The 20,202-nt window shown below is 66.5% G+C and carries 17 protein-coding genes; 8 read left to right on the top strand and 9 right to left on the bottom strand.

Annotated features, from left to right (window positions below; genetic code table 11):
• The first annotated feature begins 806 nt into the window (after positions 1 to 806).
• From MA09_RS23610 to MA09_RS05755, 3 genes are all read left to right on the top strand, one after another.
• A complete protein-coding gene (locus tag MA09_RS23610) occupies positions 807 to 1,913 on the top strand; it encodes a hypothetical protein (RefSeq protein WP_051933202.1) in 1,107 nt (368 codons plus the stop codon).
• Positions 1,910 to 2,368 (top strand): hypothetical protein, encoded by a 459-nt coding sequence (locus MA09_RS05760; protein ID WP_036246116.1) that lies wholly within the window; start codon positions 1,910 to 1,912, stop codon positions 2,366 to 2,368. Before MA09_RS23610 ends, MA09_RS05760 begins: the two co-directional genes overlap by 4 nt.
• 390 nt (positions 2,369 to 2,758) lie before the next feature.
• Complete coding sequence (locus tag MA09_RS05755; RefSeq protein ID WP_036246114.1) at positions 2,759 to 4,384, top strand: nuclease-related domain-containing DEAD/DEAH box helicase; 1,626 nt, start codon at positions 2,759 to 2,761, stop codon at positions 4,382 to 4,384.
• A 291-nt stretch (positions 4,385 to 4,675) separates the two neighbouring features.
• On the opposite strand, the gene MA09_RS24795 is transcribed toward MA09_RS05755, so the two are convergent.
• The 9 genes from MA09_RS24795 to MA09_RS05715 all read right to left on the bottom strand — a co-directional run bounded on the left by MA09_RS24795 (position 4,676) and on the right by MA09_RS05715 (position 16,760).
• Positions 4,676 to 4,822, bottom strand: coding sequence for a hypothetical protein (locus MA09_RS24795; protein ID WP_161783197.1), 147 nt, complete (start codon positions 4,820 to 4,822; stop codon positions 4,676 to 4,678).
• Between the two features lie 39 nt (positions 4,823 to 4,861).
• Positions 4,862 to 5,536 (bottom strand): hypothetical protein, encoded by a 675-nt coding sequence (locus MA09_RS05750; protein ID WP_036246113.1) that lies wholly within the window; start codon positions 5,534 to 5,536, stop codon positions 4,862 to 4,864.
• Positions 5,537 to 5,598: 62 nt separating this feature from the next.
• Positions 5,599 to 7,818, bottom strand: a complete 2,220-nt coding sequence (locus MA09_RS05745; RefSeq protein ID WP_036246110.1) for a dynamin family protein — start codon at positions 7,816 to 7,818, stop codon at positions 5,599 to 5,601.
• Positions 7,819 to 7,858: 40 nt separating this feature from the next.
• On the bottom strand, positions 7,859 to 10,162 hold the full coding sequence (locus MA09_RS23605; protein WP_152594571.1) for a dynamin family protein: 2,304 nt from the start codon (positions 10,160 to 10,162) through the stop codon (positions 7,859 to 7,861).
• A complete protein-coding gene (locus MA09_RS05735) occupies positions 10,159 to 13,917 on the bottom strand; it encodes a patatin-like phospholipase family protein (protein ID WP_036246108.1) in 3,759 nt (1,252 codons plus the stop codon). The genes MA09_RS23605 and MA09_RS05735 overlap by 4 nt, the downstream gene beginning before the upstream one ends.
• A gap of 158 nt (positions 13,918 to 14,075) precedes the next feature.
• Positions 14,076 to 15,083: a YafY family protein gene (locus MA09_RS05730; protein WP_036246106.1), complete on the bottom strand. Its 1,008-nt coding sequence runs from the start codon at positions 15,081 to 15,083 to the stop codon at positions 14,076 to 14,078.
• On the bottom strand, positions 15,083 to 15,496 hold the full coding sequence (locus MA09_RS05725; protein ID WP_036246105.1) for a hypothetical protein: 414 nt from the start codon (positions 15,494 to 15,496) through the stop codon (positions 15,083 to 15,085). The genes MA09_RS05730 and MA09_RS05725 overlap by 1 nt, the downstream gene beginning before the upstream one ends.
• 52 nt (positions 15,497 to 15,548) lie before the next feature.
• Positions 15,549 to 16,241, bottom strand: a complete 693-nt coding sequence (locus tag MA09_RS05720; protein WP_081897434.1) for an SGNH/GDSL hydrolase family protein — start codon at positions 16,239 to 16,241, stop codon at positions 15,549 to 15,551.
• Between the two features lie 15 nt (positions 16,242 to 16,256).
• A complete protein-coding gene (locus tag MA09_RS05715; RefSeq protein ID WP_036246103.1) occupies positions 16,257 to 16,760 on the bottom strand; it encodes a putative molybdenum carrier protein in 504 nt (167 codons plus the stop codon).
• Positions 16,761 to 16,893: 133 nt separating this feature from the next.
• Here MA09_RS05715 and MA09_RS05710 point away from each other — a divergent pair, with 133 nt between their 5' ends.
• From MA09_RS05710 to MA09_RS05690, 5 genes are all read left to right on the top strand, one after another.
• On the top strand, positions 16,894 to 17,094 hold the full coding sequence (locus MA09_RS05710; RefSeq protein ID WP_036246101.1) for a hypothetical protein: 201 nt from the start codon (positions 16,894 to 16,896) through the stop codon (positions 17,092 to 17,094).
• Positions 17,095 to 17,107: 13 nt separating this feature from the next.
• Positions 17,108 to 17,620 (top strand): alpha/beta hydrolase, encoded by a 513-nt coding sequence (locus MA09_RS05705; RefSeq protein ID WP_036246099.1) that lies wholly within the window; start codon positions 17,108 to 17,110, stop codon positions 17,618 to 17,620.
• Positions 17,617 to 18,144 (top strand): hypothetical protein, encoded by a 528-nt coding sequence (locus MA09_RS05700; protein WP_036246098.1) that lies wholly within the window; start codon positions 17,617 to 17,619, stop codon positions 18,142 to 18,144. Before MA09_RS05705 ends, MA09_RS05700 begins: the two co-directional genes overlap by 4 nt.
• An 86-nt stretch (positions 18,145 to 18,230) precedes the next feature.
• Positions 18,231 to 18,446 (top strand): hypothetical protein, encoded by a 216-nt coding sequence (locus MA09_RS05695; RefSeq protein ID WP_036246097.1) that lies wholly within the window; start codon positions 18,231 to 18,233, stop codon positions 18,444 to 18,446.
• Between the two features lie 84 nt (positions 18,447 to 18,530).
• Positions 18,531 to 20,165 carry a DUF2779 domain-containing protein gene (locus MA09_RS05690; RefSeq protein WP_036246094.1) on the top strand — a complete coding sequence of 545 codons (1,635 nt, stop codon included), beginning with the start codon at positions 18,531 to 18,533 and terminating at the stop codon, positions 20,163 to 20,165.
• The last annotated feature ends 37 nt before the right edge of the window (positions 20,166 to 20,202 follow it).

The following is a 20,202-nucleotide window of genomic DNA, read 5'->3' as shown; positions in this document are numbered from 1 at the left end:
GAGTGGGCTTTTTTACATACCAGTGATCGCAAATCTAATGGCATATTCGGTGAAGCATGTTCAACCCTGTCACTATCCCAGACGCACCAGCATTAAGTCCGCTTGTGCAGGGCCTTTTTAAAACAGCGTTAGAGGTTGAGGATAGATTTAAAAGCATCAGTGAAAAGTCCGAGGCCGGCGCGTCGATTTTTCAGAATCGAACGACGAGGAGTATAGTAATTCCGTACCCCGGACCACCATTATCATGCAGCGAGACTTTCACAGAGCTGGGGCGCATATGGCTATTTCCCGGTACGAGAAAAAGAAAAGCTCGCCGAAACGAGCTTTTCAAACACTCCATATAATTTCGGAAGGGAAGGTCATTCCCACTCGATGATCAATGGCTGAGGTAAGCCTATGAATTGCTTAGCAATTTAATGGCACACCTGGCCCAGTACCATTCGCGATACCATGCCAAGCTCATCGATCCGCGTACCGGCAACAAGGGGGATCATCTCGATTTTGCCCCTACCGCAAACACCCTCTCCGCCGTTGAGCCCGACTTGCATGGTATCGGGAACGATCTGCTACTGGCCAGACTCACACTAACCAGCCCCCACGAAAGCCGGGACGGTTCATATTGCGCCTTGCGGATATGGAGGACGGGCTTCGCAATGGAAACCGGAACTCTATAGCATCCGACAACAAAGATTGCCTCACGATCTTGGCATGCAAGGTGCGCGGCTTACATGCGACACTCCTTGTCGTCCGACACTGTATCTTGTGCTGACCCGAAACGGGCTCATCCACCCGACGTCTGGAGAACAATGATCACTCCCTACTGGTATCTTCCGCTCGAAGTCTGCGTCACCCTCGACGATATCCGCGCGCAATGGCGGGCGCTGCTGGAACTGCATGGCATGGGGCCATCGTACGAACCGCCGCGCTATTCCGACGCCATGCTTGCCTTCGTCGGCGCCTGCCGCCTGCCGGCCCGACTCAGGCTGGCGGCCGTGCTGGCGCTCGGCTCGTCCTTCGACTTCGACCTGCGCCTGGCGCTTGGCGCGCTCGACGAGGAGATCATGCTGGACGAAGCGCCCTGGCCGGACTCCGTGGTCGCCGCGGTACTGGACAACGGCTGCGCACTGCGGGTGGAAAGCGCTGACCCATGGCTCGCTGCTTTCGTCGCCGGCCGTCTGGCGGGCGTGAGGGGAACCATGTCGCACGACGGCACCCGCCTCGAGAACTGGCGGGCCGCGTTCTGGAGCGCGTTCCTGCGAATGGCCTGCCGCCATGCCTGGATCGAAGGGGTAGCGCTGGCCTTGCGCCAAGGTGCCGACCCGGGCGCCGACGGCCACGAGGCGCTGGCCATTACTGCCCGCGGCGCCCATGCGCACGGCATCGACACGTCCGCCGAGTGGGCTCCGCAGCTTGCCAACCGCGATTTCCAGCGGATCCTGCTGCAGCTACTCGACGGCGGAATTGCCGTAGACCGGCTGGCCGCGGTGGCGCTGCCGGCTGCGGCTTCGGTCGACAACACCGCCATGCTCGACTTCCTGCTGGCGCACGGTGCGCTAGGTGTGCAGGTTCAGGCCGGCCGCGACCGCGCGCTGGCGGTAGCCGCGCGCAGCATGGCCTTTGGCGCCTTCGCGTGGCTGCTCGCGCACGGCGCCGACATCCACGCCGATGGCGAGGCGGTGCTGGCCGCAGCGGTGGAGACGCTGGACGAGACCATGGTCGAGACCGTGCTCGCGGCCGGCGCCGACCTGCGTGCAGGGGCCGCGCGCGCCTACCGCGCCGCGCAGGAGGCCAAGCCCTACGACCTCTATTCGGCCGAGGCGGATCTGGAGGAAAAGCGCGCCGGCATGGCCGTCTTTCTGCGGCGCATCGCGCGCGATGGCCAGCTGCTTTCGCCGGCCGGTCCCAGCGCATGAGCAACGTCATCATGGAGCGCCTGCAGGCCGGTGGTATGGCCTACACGATCGATGCGTGGCCGCTCGAATCGTACTTGGCCACCTTGCCAACGCGGCCTGCCACACAAATCACGCCGTTCTGCCAGCACGGGTATGTCGCGAGCTGGACGATCCATGAAGGGACCTTGTATTTGACGGCCGTCAGCACCGAACCGTTCGCACGGCTGTTTGCGGACCATCCCGGACCGGTCGCGGCCACGTGGTTCAGCGGGATCATCCACGGCTGGCATGGAGACAGGCGCTACAACGGCTATCGGGCGCGGAAATTTTCAAATGACGAAATCGTACTGGAAATCGCCGCCGGACAAGTGGTGCGCGAGTGGGTACTGGACCTGCGTGCGGTGCCGGACCAGACCGACGACGAACTGCGCCTGTCGCTCCCTGCGTTCCTGTGGCCGGCGCGCCTGCGTGACTAGCGCGATGTGAGTTGATCCCTTCGTTCGCACGCCGCTGCCGGCGCGCCACGACAACATCAATAAAAAAAACTGTTGATCATTAATCCGAATGATCAACTGCTCTCGAGTTCCACTGCATACACTGGCCGCCAACACGAAAGCTGTAAGCATCAGGTGCTGTCATCATTATGTGTTGGCGTCCTTGAACCGCTTACGACAGTCCAGTCGACATTGAGGCAGCAAGCCATGGAACTGCGCCCAACAGCCAGCGCAGGCCGGGTTTGGCGCTCAATGGCAACCACCATACAGCGCTGAGATGCCGCCATCCGGGAATGATGGACCTGTACGGTGCGGCCACAATTGTTGATAATAGGCAATCTCGCGTCTTGCTCCAACTATCATTCCGTTGCCATGGCCAGCCTCTCTCCACAACTCCTTCCCCCGCTACGCATGGATGCGGGCCGCTACCGCGAGCTCGAAGTCCTCGAGCGCCTGCGCGACTACCTGCCAGAGGGCTTTGAAGTCTTCCACAACATTCCGCTCCATACCCTCCAGGGCGACCGCGACCGCTACGGCGAAATCGATGTCGCGGTACTGTCGCCCGAGGGCTGCGTGCTGCTGATCGAAGTGAAGGCCGGCCCGGTCCTGCTGCGCAATGGCGATATCTTCAAGGTCTACGGCGACGGCGAATGCGACGTAGCGCGCCAGGGCCGCCTGCAACGCGTCGCGATGCAGAATCGCCTGCAGGAAGCGGGCCTCGAGACGGTCGTGCTGAGCTGCCTGGTCCTGCCCGATTACGAACTTGGCGACAGCCAGGTGATCTCGATCCCGCGCGAGCGCATTATCGATGCGACCCGCTACGGCAACATGGTGTCGACCGTCCAGGAGTGGTTGCGCCCCCTGCACGGCAAGGCCGACCACACTGCCCTGCGCCGCCTGCTGCTCAACCAGTTCGAGGTCACGCCCAATCTGGAAGTGATGCGCGACCAGTTGTTTGGCGCGGTGCGGCGCCTGGCGGATGGACTAGCCACCTGGGTTCCGCGCATGGGATCCCCAACCGGCGTCTACCGCATCCAGGCTACCGCCGGCTCGGGCAAGACCCAGCTGGCCCTGCAATTGCTCGACTCGGCCGCCGGCACGGGCCTGGACGCGTACTACGTCTGCTTCAATCGCAGCCTGGCCGATCATGTGCGCCGCCTGGCCTCGCCGAAGGTGGAGGTGGTGAACTTCCATGAACTATGCGTCGAGCATCACCGGCGCAGGCATGGCGACCCGGCGTTCTCGCCACAGGCATTCGAGCACATGGCCGACGCCTACGTCGCCGCCAGCACGGAATTCGCGCAGAACCTCGACCTGCTGGTCATCGACGAGGCGCAGGATTTCGACGCAGCCTGGGTGGAAAGCTTGTGTAACCGTCTCAAGCCGGACGGCAGGCTGTACGTGCTCGAGGACGATGCGCAGCGCCTGTACCAGCAAGAAGGCTTCGAGCTGGGCGACGCGGTGACCGTGCAGTGCAGCGACAATTTCCGCAGCCCCCGTGTGATCTGCGACCTGATCAATGCGCTCGCCCTGGTGCGGCCGCCGGTGCGGGCCCTGAACCCCTACCGCGGCGAACTGCCCGGCATCCGCACCTACGCATCCGAGCAGGAACTGCTGGCACAGACCGAGGCCGCAGTAGCGGCGCTGCGCGCACGCGGCTTCGCCCTCGCCGATATCGCCGTCGTCAGCGGACGCGGCCGTGAAAAGTCGGCATTGCTGAACCGGGTCACGATCGGGTCGCATGCCACCCGCCGCTTTACCGGCGAATACGATGCCGCCGGCGAGCCGCGCTGGAGCAAGGGCGAACTGCTGCTCGAATCGGTCTACCGGTACAAGGGCCAGAGCGCCCCGGCCGTGGTCGTGACCGAGATGGACTTCGCCGAACTCGACGACGCGGCGCGGCGCCGCCTGTTCGTCGCCCTGACCCGGGCCCAGATGGCGATAGAACTGGTCCTGTCGACCCGGGCGGAGCGCTGCCTGGCTGACGTCCTCGGCTAGGCCGCCTGCAACAGCTGCGGCGCCTCGTCGCCGGGGGCCGGGGCCGTCAGGTCATAGCACCACATGAAGAGCGCCGCTTCCAGCCTGCGGCTTGCGGCAGTGCACGAGCCAAATACGGTGCCGGGTGGGCTTCCAGCAATGCACGGACGATCCAGCTGGCCCGCAGGTTCCACCTGGCGTGGGCATGGGGGCGGCTTCCCAGCGTGGGGAAACCGGTGGTGCCGGTCTACGGGTTGCGCAGCTTGCGCCGCGCGGCCTCGGCATCCTCCTTGGCCGGCATGCAGGGAAACCTCAGGCTTTCGGGAACGCGTTGCCCGCCCCAGCGCACCACTTCCACCGCCGCATCACATGACGCGGCGAACCGGCCTGAAGCCGTTGGCCCATCCAGGCGAGGAAGGGCTTGACGTGCTCGTCGTTCAGGTAGTCTTGCTTGTGCATGGGGCAGCGCCGTAACGGAGGAAGCGGGACTGGCCGGATTCAGAACAACTGGTCGCTGACCTCGCGCGGCCGGTATCCCTGGCCAGCGGGCCGGATCACCGCGGTCAGCGAGTGGCGCAGCGCCACCGGCTTTTTCTTCTTGTCGTGGCCGATCGTGAAGTCGCCGTCGAACAGTGAGAGCGCCTCCTTCAGCGTAGCGGTCAGGCAGTCCGGGGCGCGATAATCTTCTTCGTCCAGGTCGCTCATGGCGGACAGGATCGCGCAATCGATCAGCGTACCCTCGAGCCACGTAGCGGCCGACGCATAGCCGGCACACCAGCGGATGGCGCCGCCCTCGATGCAGACCTCCATCGTGACCGTATCCGAACCGGTATAGCAGGCGCCAAGCAGTACGCCGGTGATGTTGTAGTCGCGCGACATGGCATTGATGTGGACCAGCGCTTCCAGCAGGTCGACGCCGCCGATCTTGCGTTTGCTGCCATGGGCTGCGATGTAGACGATGGTGTTGCTGTACCTGGTCTTGCACAGGCATTCGAGCGCCTGCTCGAAACTCTTCTTGTCATAGAAGTTCACATGGAACACTTCCGTGTCCCCTGCAAACTTCGCCACGCCTTCGACGAAGGGCAGCACGCTGCTGCGGTTGGCGTCGGCGTCGTCCAGCCCCCAGGGGGACTCGAGTACCAGGATGGCACGGTGGGCGTGTCGTTTGGTCATGTACTGCTCTTTCAATGATTGCAAGTTCGATGAGGTTCTACAGGGCACTGGCGGCAGACCGGCTACATCAGGGCCAGGGCGCGCTCGACGGCCCGCGCAGCCGCGTCGATGCGCTGGAGGGCCGCCTCGCGGTCCGCCCGCTGCTCGCGCAGATTCTGCAGCCCCGCCTGGATATCGCGGCTCATGTCGGTGACGAAGCGTTCCGCCGAGCGCTGAAGGCTGGCTTCGATCTCCGTGGTCTTAGAATCGACCTGCCGGCCGATCTCCTTCGCCACGCTCATGATGGCGGCCCGATGTGCTTGTTTCAGACCGTTGATCGCGTCATCGGACACCTGTCCGGTCCCGAATTCCTTGACGATGTTGGCGGTGAAATCGGTTTTGCCGAAATCGACCGAGGGAATCGTGATGCGGCGCAGGCTCTTGTTGATCCCGCTGAGCATCAGCTCGCCATCGAAGTCGGCGCTGCCGGTGTCAAACAGCGCCATCGCAGCCGCGCTGAGGTTCCGGCGCAGCTGCTCCAGGTCTAAGGAGCCAAGGATCCGCTCCTGGAAGCGGGCCATGCATTCGTGGGCATAGCGGTCGATCTTCTCAATCGCATCCTGCACGCTCGCATACACGGTGTCGACGTCGCGGTAGCGCGTTTCCCATGTGTGCCCGAAGAACCCTCCGAAGATCGAGGTGTCTTCCTTGTAGGATTCGCGTCTGGTGCCTTTCACCGATTCGATCTGGGCGTAATCGCGCGACAGGCCGGCCAGCTCGTTCTTGAGCATGGCGAACTTCTTCTTTGCCGCGACAGCCTGTTCGTCGAATACATCCTCCAGCTTCAGCCTGCCCTTCTCCAGGCGCGACACCGCCTGCTGCTCCAGGCGTTCGAGTTCGGCGATGGTGCCGCCCTGGATCTGGCGACGCTGGTCTGCCAGGGCGCGCCGTGCGTCTTCCAGGCAGCGCTTCACCGCCGTGTGCAGGCTGTCGGCCAGCTGCCGTTCCTTGGCTGCCAGCAGCTCGCGCTTGCGCTCCCCCTGCGCCACGATCTCGTTGGCCAGCAAAGGAATGTTGGACAAGGCTGTCAAGCGCTCGACGTCGAAGCTGATGCCGGTCGAGCGGCACAAGTCCGCATAGTGGTTGCGGTCGTCCGGGGACAGGTTGTCGGGATCCTGGGCCACCAGCCACGCCCACGAGGAGATGAAGCGTGGGCTCCTGTTCTTGAGCTCTTCCAGCAGTCGCAGGCTGCGCGGCTCGCCGCGTACGCCCTGCACCTGGCGCGCGAACGCCTCTTCGGCAAGCCCCGACATCTTCCGGTCCAGCAACTGCAGCATGGCCTGGAGCGTGGCGTTCTCGCGCGCTTCCGGCGGATAACGCTCGGCAATGCGCGCCGCCTGTCCCGGCAGCTTGCCGTCCTGGCGCAAGGTGAGGTCACGCTGGGTACCGACCAGGAATACCGCTTTTTCCCCGAGCCCCGCTTCGGGGAGCTGTTCCCGGAACACCTGCATGTCGCTGGCGCCAAGGAACTGGCCGAGCTGGGACAGCAGGAAAATCACGTCGCACCGGGCCAGGTAGGAGCGCGTGATGGCGCCGCGCGACACCACCGGGTCGTTGAAACCCGGCGTGTCGATCACTTCCAGCCCTTTCAGCCGCTCGTCGTTCAGGTGCAGCGTGGTCATTTTGGTGATCGGGGTGTAGTGCCCTCCGGCGCCGACGTAGTCCTGCAGCGCGTGCGCGAGCTCGCCGACGTCCTGCATGCTGTCGATGATCCTGGTCTGGCCGAAGTAGGCGTCGGGGTCGAGCCCCTTCTCGCGTGCCTTGCGGACTAGCTCCGCGCAGGCGGTCAAGGCCGGGTCGATGTGGCTCTCGATTTCCGCGGGCGTGGGCGCGACCGGCGCCGCGAACGGGCCTTGCGCTCTGCGCAAGCGTTCTTCTTCCTGGACATAGCGCGCCGCGTACTCGTCGGCCCTGGCCTGGATCCCGGCCCAGTCCTCGCGGCTGTAGAACTGCACTTCGGCGCGCGACTGGCTGCCATACACAATGCTGGTCAGCGCCGCCGTCATCGGGGTCTCGGCCTTGGGCAGCACGACCTGGTTGAACAGCGCGGCGTTCAGGAAGGACGACTTACCGGACTTCATTTGCCCGATCACTGCAATCCTGAGATTGCGCCCTTCTTCCCGGGCCGACGCCAGGTCCTTGCTGAACTTCTCTTCCATGCCTTGCAGCTCGGTGAGTGCTTCGGCTTCGATGACCTCGGCATGCGGGTCGAGCAGGTTCAGTATCTGCTGGAGTTCTTTCATTGGCTTGCTGTGTAATTGTTGTACTGGTAAATGACTGAATTCATGCAAACACGCGGTCGCCAAGGTCGCACTCGGCGACGAAGCCCTGTTCTTCCGCCAGTTCCATCATGTGCTGCGCGAGGTTCCTGTTCTTGCGCACGCCATCGCCCGACAGGTAGCACTCGCCCAGGCGGTAGCGGGCCTCGGCGTCGCCCTGCTCGGCGGCCTTGCGGAAGCACTGCGCAGCCAGCTCGGGTTCGTCGGCCTGGTAGTGGCAATATCCCAGGCCGGTGACGGCCGGCACGTGGCCGAGCCGCTCGGCCTTGCGGAACCAGCTCGCCGTATGCGCGCGGTTCACCGACACGCCGCGCCCATTCAGGTAACAGTGGCCGAGGTCGGTCTGCGCCTCGGGATAGTCCTGCTGCGCCGCCAGCCGGAACCACTGCACCGCCATCGCATCGTCTTCCGCTCCTTCCGAGCCGTGCAGATAGGCCAGGCCGATGGCATGCTGGGCCGCCGCGTAGCCCTGCTGGGCAGCCCGCAGCTGCCACTCGCTGGCGGTGCGGCGGTTCTTCGCCACCCCGCGCCCTTCGATATGGCAGACGCCCAGCTCGTACTGCGCCTCGGCGTCGCCCGCCTGGGCCGCCCGCTTGAGCCAAGCGATCGCTTGCGCCAAGTCGAGCCGTCCCGCCAGCTCCGCTGCGTGGCCGGCGTACAGCTTCATCTGCGCACGCACGTGTTCCTGTTCGGCAGCGGCCTGGTACCAGCGCAGCGCGGCGTCCGGATCGGCGGCCACGCCATGGCCCTCCAGGTAGCTGTTGCCGAGCACGTACTGGGCCTCGGCCAGGCCATGGCCGGCTGCCTTACGACACCAGCTGAACGCCAGTACCGGGTTGGGAGCAGCTCCGGTCCCCAGCCGGTAGCATTCGGCGATCGCGAACTGCGCCTGTACGTGCTCGTGGCAGGCGGCATCGAGCAACTGCGAGAAAGCGGCAGCATGCTGGCCGCGGCCCAGGCGGCCACGCAGCGCCCGCACCGCGTCCTGGTACTGCTGCTCGATAACGGCCTCGGAGCGGGCGTCGGCCAGCGAAATGGCGTCCAGCGCCGCCGCCAGGGCGGTGTCGAGCGAACGCGCGAATGCATCCAGGCTGTCGATGCGGGCAGCCAGTGCGCGCTGGCTTGCGCGGCGCGCCCCAAGCAGGCGCTGGATGCCGGCATTGGTGTCTGCGGACAGCTGCTGGGCAACCGGCCAGAACGCGTTGAGCAGGACCAGTTCCTCGCGTCCCGCGGCCACCTGTTCCTGCAGGTCCTCGCGCAGCCTGTCCATGACCCGGGCGGCAGTGCGCCGCTTGTCCGTCAGGCGCGGCTGCAGGTCGAGCGCATCGAGCCAATGGCTGATATCCGACCCGCCCGCGATCCGGCCCTGGCCGCAGCCCTGCGGCGCCGCCCATGCCATCACCCCGGCACAGGCGATGCCGGCGTTGATGGCCGCGCTTTCCACGGCGCGCATTAGGCCCGGCAGTGCGGACGCCGCCTGCAGGTCGGACTGTGTCAAGACGAAGTACACCGGGCGCCGGTGCTGCAGTGAACGCAGGAAGCGGATGTCGTCGCTGCGCAGCGTGCCGTTTCCGGCATTGACCAGCCAGACGACATGGTCGGCCTGCCGCAAGTGCTGGCGCGCGATCTCCTCGTCGGTCAGGGAGTGCGTCTCGCCCTCGGGCTTGTCGTAGCCCGGCGTATCCATCAGCACCAGGTTATTCCAGCGCATCGCGGGTTGCTGGATGACGAGGAGCTTGATCAGGTGCGCCAGTCCAAAGGTGTCGCCGTCGCCTGCCCTGTACTGGCGGTCGAAGCCGTGCGCCAGCGCCTGCAGCTCCTCCTCGTTGACCGGCACCATCCGGTTCATCATGTTGCGCGCCCGCACCGCCGGGCCGCCATCGGCCAGGCAGGTGGGAATCGCGGTCGTCGGGCCCAGGCCCTCGGGCAGCATCGACATGCCCAGCAGGGTATTCAGGAAACGCGACTTGCCTGCGCTGAAGCCGCCGCCGATGCCCACCGTGATCTTGTTGGCCAGGTCGGGAAACAGCGCCAGTTCCTCGACCGAGTCGACGATCTCTGCCAGTTCGCGCCCTCCCGCCATCGCCGCCGGGCCACGGTCCGGGGCCACCGAGGCGAAATCGTCCAGCACCAGCTTGCGCAGCTGCGCCAGCGGGCCAGATGCAGCCGAGGCAACGAGGGGCGCGGCCAGCAGGCGCGCAATCAGCCCCATCGCAGCGGCCGGATCGGCAAGATAGGGATTGGTGTCCGCGGCTTCCACTTCGTCGAGCAGATCGTCGGGAATGACAATGTCGTGCAGGTTCATCATGCCTCCGTTCCCGCGCCGGCGGCGACGTCGCCCAGCCGGTCGAGCGCCGCCGTAGCGCGCGCCTGCAGGTCGTCCTTCTTCGCCGCGTGCTCCTGCAGCAAGGCTTCGATGCGCCCCACCTGCTCGCGCTCGGAATCGAGTCGTGCCCGGAGCTGCCCGTGCAGGCTATCGAGCGCCGTGCGCGCCTGTGCGTCGAGCAGGGCGGCAGCCTGCATGTCGACCTGCCCGCAGATCAGCTCGATCGCTTCGGCTGCATGGTCCTCGGCCGACACGCGTTGTCCCTTGCCGATCAGGAAGTGACCCAGCAGGCCGCCGAGCGCTGCACCGATCAGGGTACCGAGGCCCGGCAACAGCGATCCTGCCGCCGCGCCGAACAGTGCGGCCGAACCGCCGATGCCGGCGACCGGCGCCGCCGCGCCCAGCAAGGCCCCGGCGGTTGCACCGGCGCCCGCTCTGGCGACGCCCGCGGCCAGGTCCGACAATCCGGACTTGTGCTCGCCGTCCGCGCCGGCGCCGAGTTCGAGCGTACCGATCTGCCCGATGTCGACGTCGTGCGCGAGCACACGTGCGAGGCGCTCGAGGCGCGCCGTGAAATGGGTGCCCGTGGCAAGCTCGAAGGCATTTTGTGCATCGGCCAGCACCAGGCTGCGGAATTCCTGCTCGGCGGCGATACGCTCCGCGTAGGCCGAGCGGCGATTGCGCATGGAACTGCGCACGTCGGCCACGACGGCGCGTGCGACGATACCGGTGCAGTCCGCCAGGAATGCCTGTTCCTCGCGGCGGAAACGGCTGTCCAGGCTTTCCATGGCGGCACCGATCTGCGCCATGCGCTCGCGCAGCGCGGCGTCGTCCGACGCGGCGAGGGTCTGGGCCAGCAGTTGCCGGGCGCGCTGCACCAGCGCCTCGACCAGCGGGCCGTGGCGGCGCACGAACAGTCCCGCCTTGCTGCGGTCGACGTGGGCAAGCAGGTCGTCGAAGCCGGCGAGCCTGCGCTCCTTGGCCGAGCACCCGCGCACCAGCTGGTCCTTGGCCAGCCCGGCTTGCTCGGCCAGGCTGCGCTGCAGCGCTTCACGCTCGCTCGCGTTGTTCAGGTCCTCCTGGCACACCAGCAGGGAAAACGCCTGTCCCAGCTGCTTCTGGCGCTCGACGAACGCGCGCTCTTCGTTGCCGATCTGTCCGCGGTTGGCGCACAGGATGAACAACACGCCGTCGCCGAGGTAATGGGCCAGGGCCGCATCGTGGTCGATGTTGACCGAACCGATGCCGGGCGTGTCGACCACGACGAGGTCGGGATAGCGCTCCAGTGCCGGCATGTCGAGGTGGCGTTCGACATGCAGAATGCGGCGACCATGCGCAAATGCGGCAAGGCGGCTTTCGGCCATGTAGGGGTCGGGGAATTCCTCGCGCGCCGGCACCGATTCCGGCGCCACCGCTGCCCAGCACACGACCAGCTTTTCCTGGTTCGGCGCCGCGCGGTGGAATTCGACCGGCGCCGAGGTGCAGGCGCCGAGGTCGATCTCCTGCACTTCGCGGTCGAGCCAGCTGTTGATGAGGCTGGATTTGCCTGCACTGAACTTGCCGACCAGGGGCACCTTCAGGCGGAAGCCCTCGATCGCCGAACGTACCGGCGCCATCTCGCGCCGGAAGGCCGGCGGCAACAGGCCGTCCTTGACCAGGTCTTCCAGCACGTCGAACTGGCGGGCCCATGCCGCCTTCAGTGCCGTCATCTCGCTGCCATGCTTGACCGGAGCCAGTCCCGCCGCGCGCATGTGGTACAGCATTTCGACCAGCAGGTCCCACGCCTTCAGTTTGGTATCGGGACCATAGTCCCAGCATGCCACGGCATGCTCCACGCCGCCAGCCGTGCGTTGGTTGCGCAGGTCGAGCAGCCAGGCAGCTGCACCGCGGGGGTGCGCGGCCGACGGCCCGGTCACCAGGCCGGTCGTCAAGGTGCCTGCGCTCTCGCGGTCTTCCAGCAGGTCCTGGAAGAAGCTGCCGACCCTCAGCGTCGCTTCGCCCAGTTCGGCGCGATAGCACATCTCGTGTGCGCTCATGAGCTCGTCCAGGGTCCACGCGCCTTCCGTGCGATGGAAGAAGTCGTTCGCCAGCGTCACCAGCCGCAGCGTCACGGGAAGCTGGGCGAGACGGCGTCCCCGGTAGCGCGGCACGCTGGTATGCGCCAGCCAGCTCAGCAGGCGTCCCTGGCGCTCCAGGCGCTCCACGCGCTCGTCCACCTGCATCAGGCGGTCGCGCAGTTTTCCATACACCTGCGCCATCGAACGATAGACCCGTTCCAGGTCCTCGTTTTGGCGCTGGCCCTGCCGGGCCATCTCCTGCAGCGCATCCTGCACCCGGTTCTGCAACACGCAGCTGAACTCCAGGCTCAAGGCGCCCTGCTTCTGCACCGCGTTCACCAGGCGCAAGAGTGCATACTGCCCCTCCGCCAGGGCCAGCTCGTTGTCGGCCGAGAGCTTCTGGGTACGCCCGGTCAGGGCCCCGACCAGGCGCGACAGCATGCCTTCGTCGCGCAAGGCGCCGGCGCGGCCGGCGACCGGAGCGAGCGCCGCAATGGCATCCATCACGCCCTCTTCCACTGCCTTGCGGTCCTTCCCGCAGCGGGCCAGGAACTGGTCGACGGCAGTATGGATGCGCTCGCGGTCGAGCTGGGACAGCAGGGCTTCGCCGGCGAGCGCGAAGGCCGACCGTGGCGAAGTATCTGCTTCTGCCGCGTTTTCCGCTTCTCCCGCGACGCCGAGCGGACGATCGAAACGGTCGTCCGCGACGATTCTATCGAAATCGGCGATCTTGCCGATGGTCTTTCCGTGCGCTGCCTCGACGCCGCCGATGGCGCTGTCGGTCTGCGCTTCGCGGGCGGCGTTGCGCGCCACCTCGTCCCACAACTGCTGGTAGCGCTCGCCGGTGTCGAGGTACATCTCGAGCTGGCGCAGGACGGCCTTGGCGTCGGCGTAACCCAGTTCCATGCGCGCCGCCGCTCCCTTGTTCGAGAAGTCGAGCGTCGCCATCACGCTGCCCAGCGCGTGACGCGGGACGATCGGGATCACCCGCATGCCAGGGAATTGCTGCGGGCTGATGGTCAGGTCGGTCTGCGACAGGCAGACCACGATCACGGTATCGCAGCCGGCTTCCTGCAGCGCGCGTACCGGCACGTTGTCCAGCCGGCGACCGGGGAGCTCCCAATAGAAACCGCCGTCGCTGTACAGCTCGTCCTCGATGCGCACGGCGTCGAAGATCAGGGGCAGCGCAGCCGTTGCCAGCAGGCCGTCCGCGACGATGGCCGGGTCGCGCAGGGTCCGGTAAACCACACGGTTGCCGTCGTCATGGTGCCAGGCGACCGTCAGCGGTATCGCCGAGCCGGCCAGCAGCGCCGTATCCACGCCTTCGGCAATCATCGATTGTAAGCCTTCGCGCTTGAACAGGCCCTTGCTGGCCGCGGAATCGAGCACGCGGTTCAGTAGGCGGCCAGGCGGCGATTTTTGCGCCAGCGCCTCGGCCAATCCGGCGACGCCTTCCAGCGTGAGCAGGTTGTGGCGCTCAACATTGAGCCACATTTTTTCGGCAAGCTCGTACTTCCCCTGCGCCATCATTGCGCCGTTCAGCCCGCCGACCGAGGTGCCGGCGACTGCCGCGATATGCCTGTCGAGGCCAGTTTCCCGCAACGCGTTCCAGACGCCGATCTGGTACGCACCTTTGCCGCCGCCTCCCGCGAGGACGATGCCGAGCTTTTTGAAATTCATGGGTTGTGCGGGCCGTTCAGCCCTGGTCAGTGATGGATAATCGCGGGCTGGGTTTTACAACGCTCGCCGGTACGCGGATTTGTTCTATTGATGGGTACAACTGTAGACCATATTGCATTATGGCATCAAGTGTTGTTTTTGAACACACGCCGCTTGCCTCATGCATAGGCCCTGCTCATGCGCTGCGCGATGCCCGCCAGTTCATCGCGCAGGGTTGCCGGCTCCTGGACCACGACCCCGTCCCCGAAACCGAGCAGCCACCACACCAGCGAGCGGGTATGCGGGACCGTGGCCGCCAGGTGCAGGCGTCCCGCCTCATCGAGCGCCAGTAGCTGGTCGCTACTCAGCGGCGTCTCGAACAGGTGTTCGCCGGCGGCGCGGCTGAACACGGCGCGCAGGGTGATCGGCGCGCCCGCGATCACGCCGAACTGGCCGGAAGCGATGTAGGCGTCGACGTCGAAACCGGGCTTGCGGCGCGCGGGTTCGTACAAGGCCTCGGCCTGCTGCACGCGGTGCAGGGCGATGGTGCGGACGTCGTCGTAGGCGCCAAACATGCACACCAGGTAGACCAGGCCGCCGCGCTGCACCACGGCCAGCGGGTGGACCGCCGGATAAACCGTCGGGGCGTCCGTGTCGCGCTTGCGGTAGTGCAGCCGGAGCTGGCGGTCCTGCATCAGCGCCATGTAGACGATGCGCTGGCATTCCTCGTCCATGCGCGGCGGGAGCAGCGGCTGCTGCGGCGGCACGCTGCGCACCTTGTCCAGCCAGGCCCGCGACGGCGCCGTGTCGTCCACCGCCGACAAGGTGCGCGCCGCCGACTGGAAGTGCGGGCGCAGCGCATCGACCGCGTTCGGCGGCAGGTGGTGCTGCAGGTGCTGCTCGACCAAGGTCAGCGTCAAGGCCTCGGGCAGGGTCAGCCCGGGCAGGTCGAAACTCGACGCATCGCGCAGCCAGCTCCATCCGAACGGCTTGTCGCGGCTGTCGACCACGATCGGGAACACCGCCGACAGTTCCTTCAGGTCGCGCTCGACCGTCCGCTTGGTCACGTCGAAGCCGGCCGCGCACAGGCGCTCGCACAGCTCCCTGGCGGTTACCTTGCCCGGCGCGCGCGGGACCATGCGCAGCATGTGCCACTGGCGCAGGAGCGACTGCTGGTTGGTGGCCATCAGAAGTCCTCCGCCCAGCGTTCCCAGAAACCGGGTTCGTCATGCGAAGCATTTTCCATTGCGTAATCAAGCGGCATGACGTAGAAACGTACGCCGGCATGGCGCATCGTGCCATCCGGATGCTCCAGGTAGTCGCGCAACACGCAGTACCCGGGCAAGGCCTCGTCGTAGGCGACGTCCAGGTAGACCTGGCCGAGATAGGGAAGCATCCGCGCAGGATCGGCGAACGGCCCGCAGCGGGTCCAGGGCACGCCGTGCGCGTCGAGCCAGGACAGCACCTCGGCGCGCACCGGGTCGTCTTCGAACCGGTATTCGCGCCACTCGCTGAAGGGCTGCGGGTGGAACTCGAGGTAGAGGACGTCGCGTCCCTTCTTGCGCGCGATCGCGTCGATGTGCTGGATCAGTACAGGCATGTGCGTGGGGGCCGCCGGCGGGTGGCCACGGAAATCGAATCAAAATGTCATCTTAGCAAAGATATTGCCAACAAGAAATATCGCCGGAATCTGTTCGCGGCGGTGCGCTGCCGTAGACGAGCGTGTGCGCCGCCGCAGGGGACTGCGCATGCACCAGTTCCCCGATCGCAGCGGCGATTTTCTTTCCGCCCTGCGCGGACGGCTCGATCGGCGACGAGGACGCGTAATCACCCGCGTCTGCGCACACCACCCGCAGGTCGAGCACAGGCAGGCGCCGCTGCACCGCCTCGCGCAGGATCACGTCGTTGAACGGCGCCAGCGCGGTGCGCAGGCCGGGCGAGAGGCCGGGCACGGCGTCGTAGATGGTCGCCACGGCCACCGGAGTGCCCTGCGCCAGCAGCAGGTCCAGCATATCGCGGTAGGCACGCCGGAAGCCGGCCTGCCACGCCGCCAGCAGTTCGGCCGCCTCGATGACCGTGCCTACCGGCGAATGCATCGCGCCGACCAGCCCCAGCACGTCGTTGCCGCCGCAGCTCACCACCAGCCAGTCGGCCGGAGCGGGCAGCGCGCGCAGGCGCGCCACCTGCGCCGCCATGTCCGCGAGCACGTCGCCGTCGCGCGCCAGCAGCGATACGCGGTGCGGCCGGCCCGGCAGCGATTGCAGGCAGGCCTGGACTTCGGTCCCGGCCGGGACATACGCTGCGTTATCGAAGATCGAATCCCCGAGCAATACGATGTGCACCATCTGCGCCTCCTTCGTTCAAGGTTTGTGGGACCGGCCGGCGACAGGATCCGGCTGCACGGCCTGCGACAGTACCTGCCGCACCAACTCTCCAATGCCGGGCGCCGAGGACTCGCGCTTGCCGGCCACGTTCAGGGTCGTGACGCCGTGGCGCGCCAGAAAACGCGCCACGTATTTCGAATGCACGCCGGGACGCACATGGAGCCAGGGCTTGCCCAGGCTGTCCGCGAATGCGGCGGTGCGTTTCGAGCCCCCGTCGAGCCGGTCGTCAAGGGTGAAGATCAGGGTCGCGTCGCTATCGCGCACGTTCCACTCGGTGCGCTGCAGGTAGCCCGCGGTTGGGGTTTCCCGCAGCAGGTAGCAGTCCGGCAGCACGCCGTCCTCGGTCTTGCGCCCGCGCGGGCACCAGCCGCCGTGGCGCACACCCTGCGCGATCGCCCAGTCGAGCGCCGCCCGGTCGGCGCCCGTCTGCCCGCCGGCCATCAGCATGAAGCCGGGGCCGGGCACGAACACTTCAATCATCCATCCTCCGTATCGATTCGACGAAGCGCCAGTCTAGCCACGGGCCGCGACAAGGATTGTCGCATGAGCGCTGCGACACCGCCTGTCGCCAGAGTCCCTACACTGGCTGCCGGATCAACGCCAAGGAGAGCGCATGAAAAGACAGCGACTTACCGATGCACGCTACCATACCATCGGCTACATCGACACCGCCGCCGACGGCAGGCAGACCGCCAGGGACGCGTGCCTGCATGTCGTCGGCTACTACGATCCGCAGGCTGACATGACGCGCGATGCCCGCCTTCACACGGTCGGCCGCGGCAACCTGCTGGCATCACTGATCGCCTCATCCTGAAAGGAGCACGACAATGAGCAAAGGACTGGTGCATTTCGTGCACGGGAAGGAAAGCGGCCCGAATGGCAGCAAGATCGCCGCGCTGGCGCAGGTGGCGCGGCAGCACGGCTGGGACGTCGCCAGCCTCGACTACTCGCATACGGTCGATCCGGCAATCCGGCTGGAACAGTTGAGGCAGGCTTGCCAGGACCTGGATCAGACCCTGCTGCTGGTGGGGTCGAGCATGGGAGGCTGGGTCGCGGCGGAAGCATCGGTAAGGGTCGATGCCTACGGCGTGTTCCTGCTCGCCCCCGCCCTGTACATGCCGGACTATCCAACGCCGGCCCCGGCGATCTTGGCTTACCAGGCCGAAATCGTGCACGGCTGGGACGACGAGGTCATCCCTTGCGAGCATTCGATCCGCTTTGCGCGGCTGCGCGGCTGCACCCTGCACCTGGTGCCGGGCGACCACCGCCTCAACGCCCGTATTCCCCTGCTGTGCGAGCTGTTCGGCGCTTTCCTGTCGCGTTGCACGGAAAGCACTTGAGCCGCTGTCCCGGGATCCTCTGCGACAAGACGGCCGATACGCTCGGCGTGCTCTCGTCGGGAGCGATCGCGGACGTGCTGGCGCTGCTGCTGGACCTTCCGGCGCACGAGGTCCGTCGCGCGCTCCTCGGGCACGGCGTGCTTGCGCGCTTCGGCCTGTTGAACGTGGACCGCAGCGGCACGGCGCTGCTCGCCGCCAAGCTCGCCCTGCTGTCCAGGCAGTTCGCCGAATCGATCCTGGGTTCAGAGACCGACCCGATCGCGCTGCTGCGCGATCCCGTCGTCCCAAGCACGCCGCCGCGCCTGCAACTGGCCGACTTTCACCACCTGAACGAAGCCCTTGCGATCCTGCGTCCCTACCTGGCCCAGGCGGTGGCCGGCAACCGCCATGTCGGGCCGCGCAGAGCTTCTTCGACCGCCGCCATGCGCTGCTGCTGTTCGAAGAGGTCGAAGACATCTTCGAACAGCAGCAGTCCGTTCGGCTCGCGCAGCACGGCGCAGCCGCGCAAGGCATGGCCAACCTGATGGGTGACATCGACCCTGCCGCGTTGCGGCGCTTCACCTGAAGATCCGCTTCGACGACTTGGAACCGGACCAGGCCGCGCTGATGCTTGCCCGCCAGTGCGCCTGCCTGGGCCTCGGTGCGCCGCTACCTGGGGACTTGGACCGCGTGCGGCGGCTGGCCAGGCCGACGCCGGGCGACTTCGCAGCGCTCGCGCGCCGCCACCGTCACGCCCTTCAGCGGCGGTGCCGGGCTGGTGGCGCCCCCCGGCGAGGAATGCGCACTCAAGCAAGGCCGGCAGGCTGCCATCGGCTTCCTGGTGTGAAAGCCGGCGAATTGGCATGATGACATTTTATTTCAAAAAGGCAATAATATTGAAATAATCTTTCTCATTGTTAGGCTCGTGACCATGCTCTGCCTGTCCAAGTCCAAGCTGCTGGCCTTCCGCCAGTGCGAACGCCGTCTCTGGCTCGAACTGCACCGTCCGGGCCTGCGCCAGGATGACGACGCCAGCCTGGCTGCGTTTTCGGCCGGGCACCAAGTCGGCGACCTGGCTCGCCGGCTGTACGACCCCGACCGGTATGGCGTCCTGCTCGACCCCATGGCCGACGGCATCGAGGCGACGCTGGCGCGCAGCCGGAGCCTGCTCGCCACCGCGCAGCCGGTCTTCGAAGCCGGTTTCGGCGCAGGCGGCGCGTTGGCCTTCGCCGACATCCTGCTGCCGGTCGATCCTGAAGCGCGGCGCTGGCGCATGGTCGAAGTCAAATCCGCCACCAGGCTCAAGGACTACCACCGGGAGGACGCGGCCATCCAGGCCTTCGTCGCGCGCGCGGCCGGTGTCGCGCTCGATCGCATCGCGCTGGCCCGCATCGACAGCACCTGGGTGTATCCCGGGAACGGCCATTATCGTGGCCTGCTCGTCGAAGAAGACCTGAGCGCCGAGGCGTTCGGACGACAGGCCGAGGTCGCGTCCTGGATCGCCCGCGCGCAAGCGGTGGCGGCGCAAGAGAACGAGCCCGACATCCGGCCCGGGGACCACTGCAGCAGTCCCCATGCTTGCGGCTTCACGACGCACTGCGGTGCCGGCCTGCCGCACGCGGAGTATCCGGTACGCTGGCTGCCGAGAATCGCCAGCAGCGCCCTCAAGAAGTGCATCGAGGAGGGCGCCGCCGACATGCGCGACGTACCGGACGAGCTCCTCAACCCGATCCAGTTGCGCGTCAAGCGCCACACCCTCTCCGGCGCGATCTACTTCGATGCCGGGGGCGCCGCAGCCGACCTCGCGCCCTACCCGCCGCCGGCCTGTTTCATCGACTTCGAGACCATCGCATTCGCTGTGCCGATCTGGGCAGGTACCCGTCCGTTCCAGATGGTCCCGTTCCAGTTCAGCGTGCACCGCCTGGACGAGGCGGGCAAGCTGGAGCACCGCGACTTCCTCGACCTGTCCGGCAACGATCCCTCGCGCCCCTTCGCCGAAGCGCTGATCGATGCCTGTCACGGGCCAGGTCCGGTCTTCGTGTACAACGCCGGTTTCGAGACGGCGCGCATCGCCGAACTGGCGTCGCGCTTCGCCGACCTGGCCCCGGCCCTGCTCGCAATCAAGGAGCGGGTGGTGGACCTGCTGCCGGTAGCCCGGCAGCGCTACTACCATCCCGGGCAGCAGGGTAGCTGGAGCATCAAGCGGGTGCTGCCGGCGATCGCGCCCGACCTGCGCTACGATGGGCTCGACGGTGTCCAGGACGGCGGCGGCGCGATGCACGCCTTCATGGAAGCGATCGCTCCGCATACGGACGCCGGGCGCAAGCGGCAGACCGAAGGCCAGCTGCGCGCCTACTGCCATCTCGATACGCTGGCCATGGTGCGGCTGTGGGAATTCTTCACGGGAACGGAGGAACCATGCGACCTGGAGCGGAGCATCCTGCAGAACGGCGAACTGGTACAGCGCATCCTCGAGTCGGCGCAGGACCCGGGCGAACCGATGTCTGCCGAGGAGTTCATCGCCTGGCTCGACCAGGTGAAGGACGAGGCCCGTCCCGAGGACTGAACAGCCGCGCGGCGCCACGGCGCCGCCTGCGACGCCC

This window comes from Massilia sp. BSC265 (assembly GCF_000740675.1).
Taxonomy (GTDB): domain Bacteria; phylum Pseudomonadota; class Gammaproteobacteria; order Burkholderiales; family Burkholderiaceae_D; genus Telluria.
Note: the sequence above shows the minus strand (reverse complement) of the source record. Positions and strands in the feature narration are given on the sequence as shown.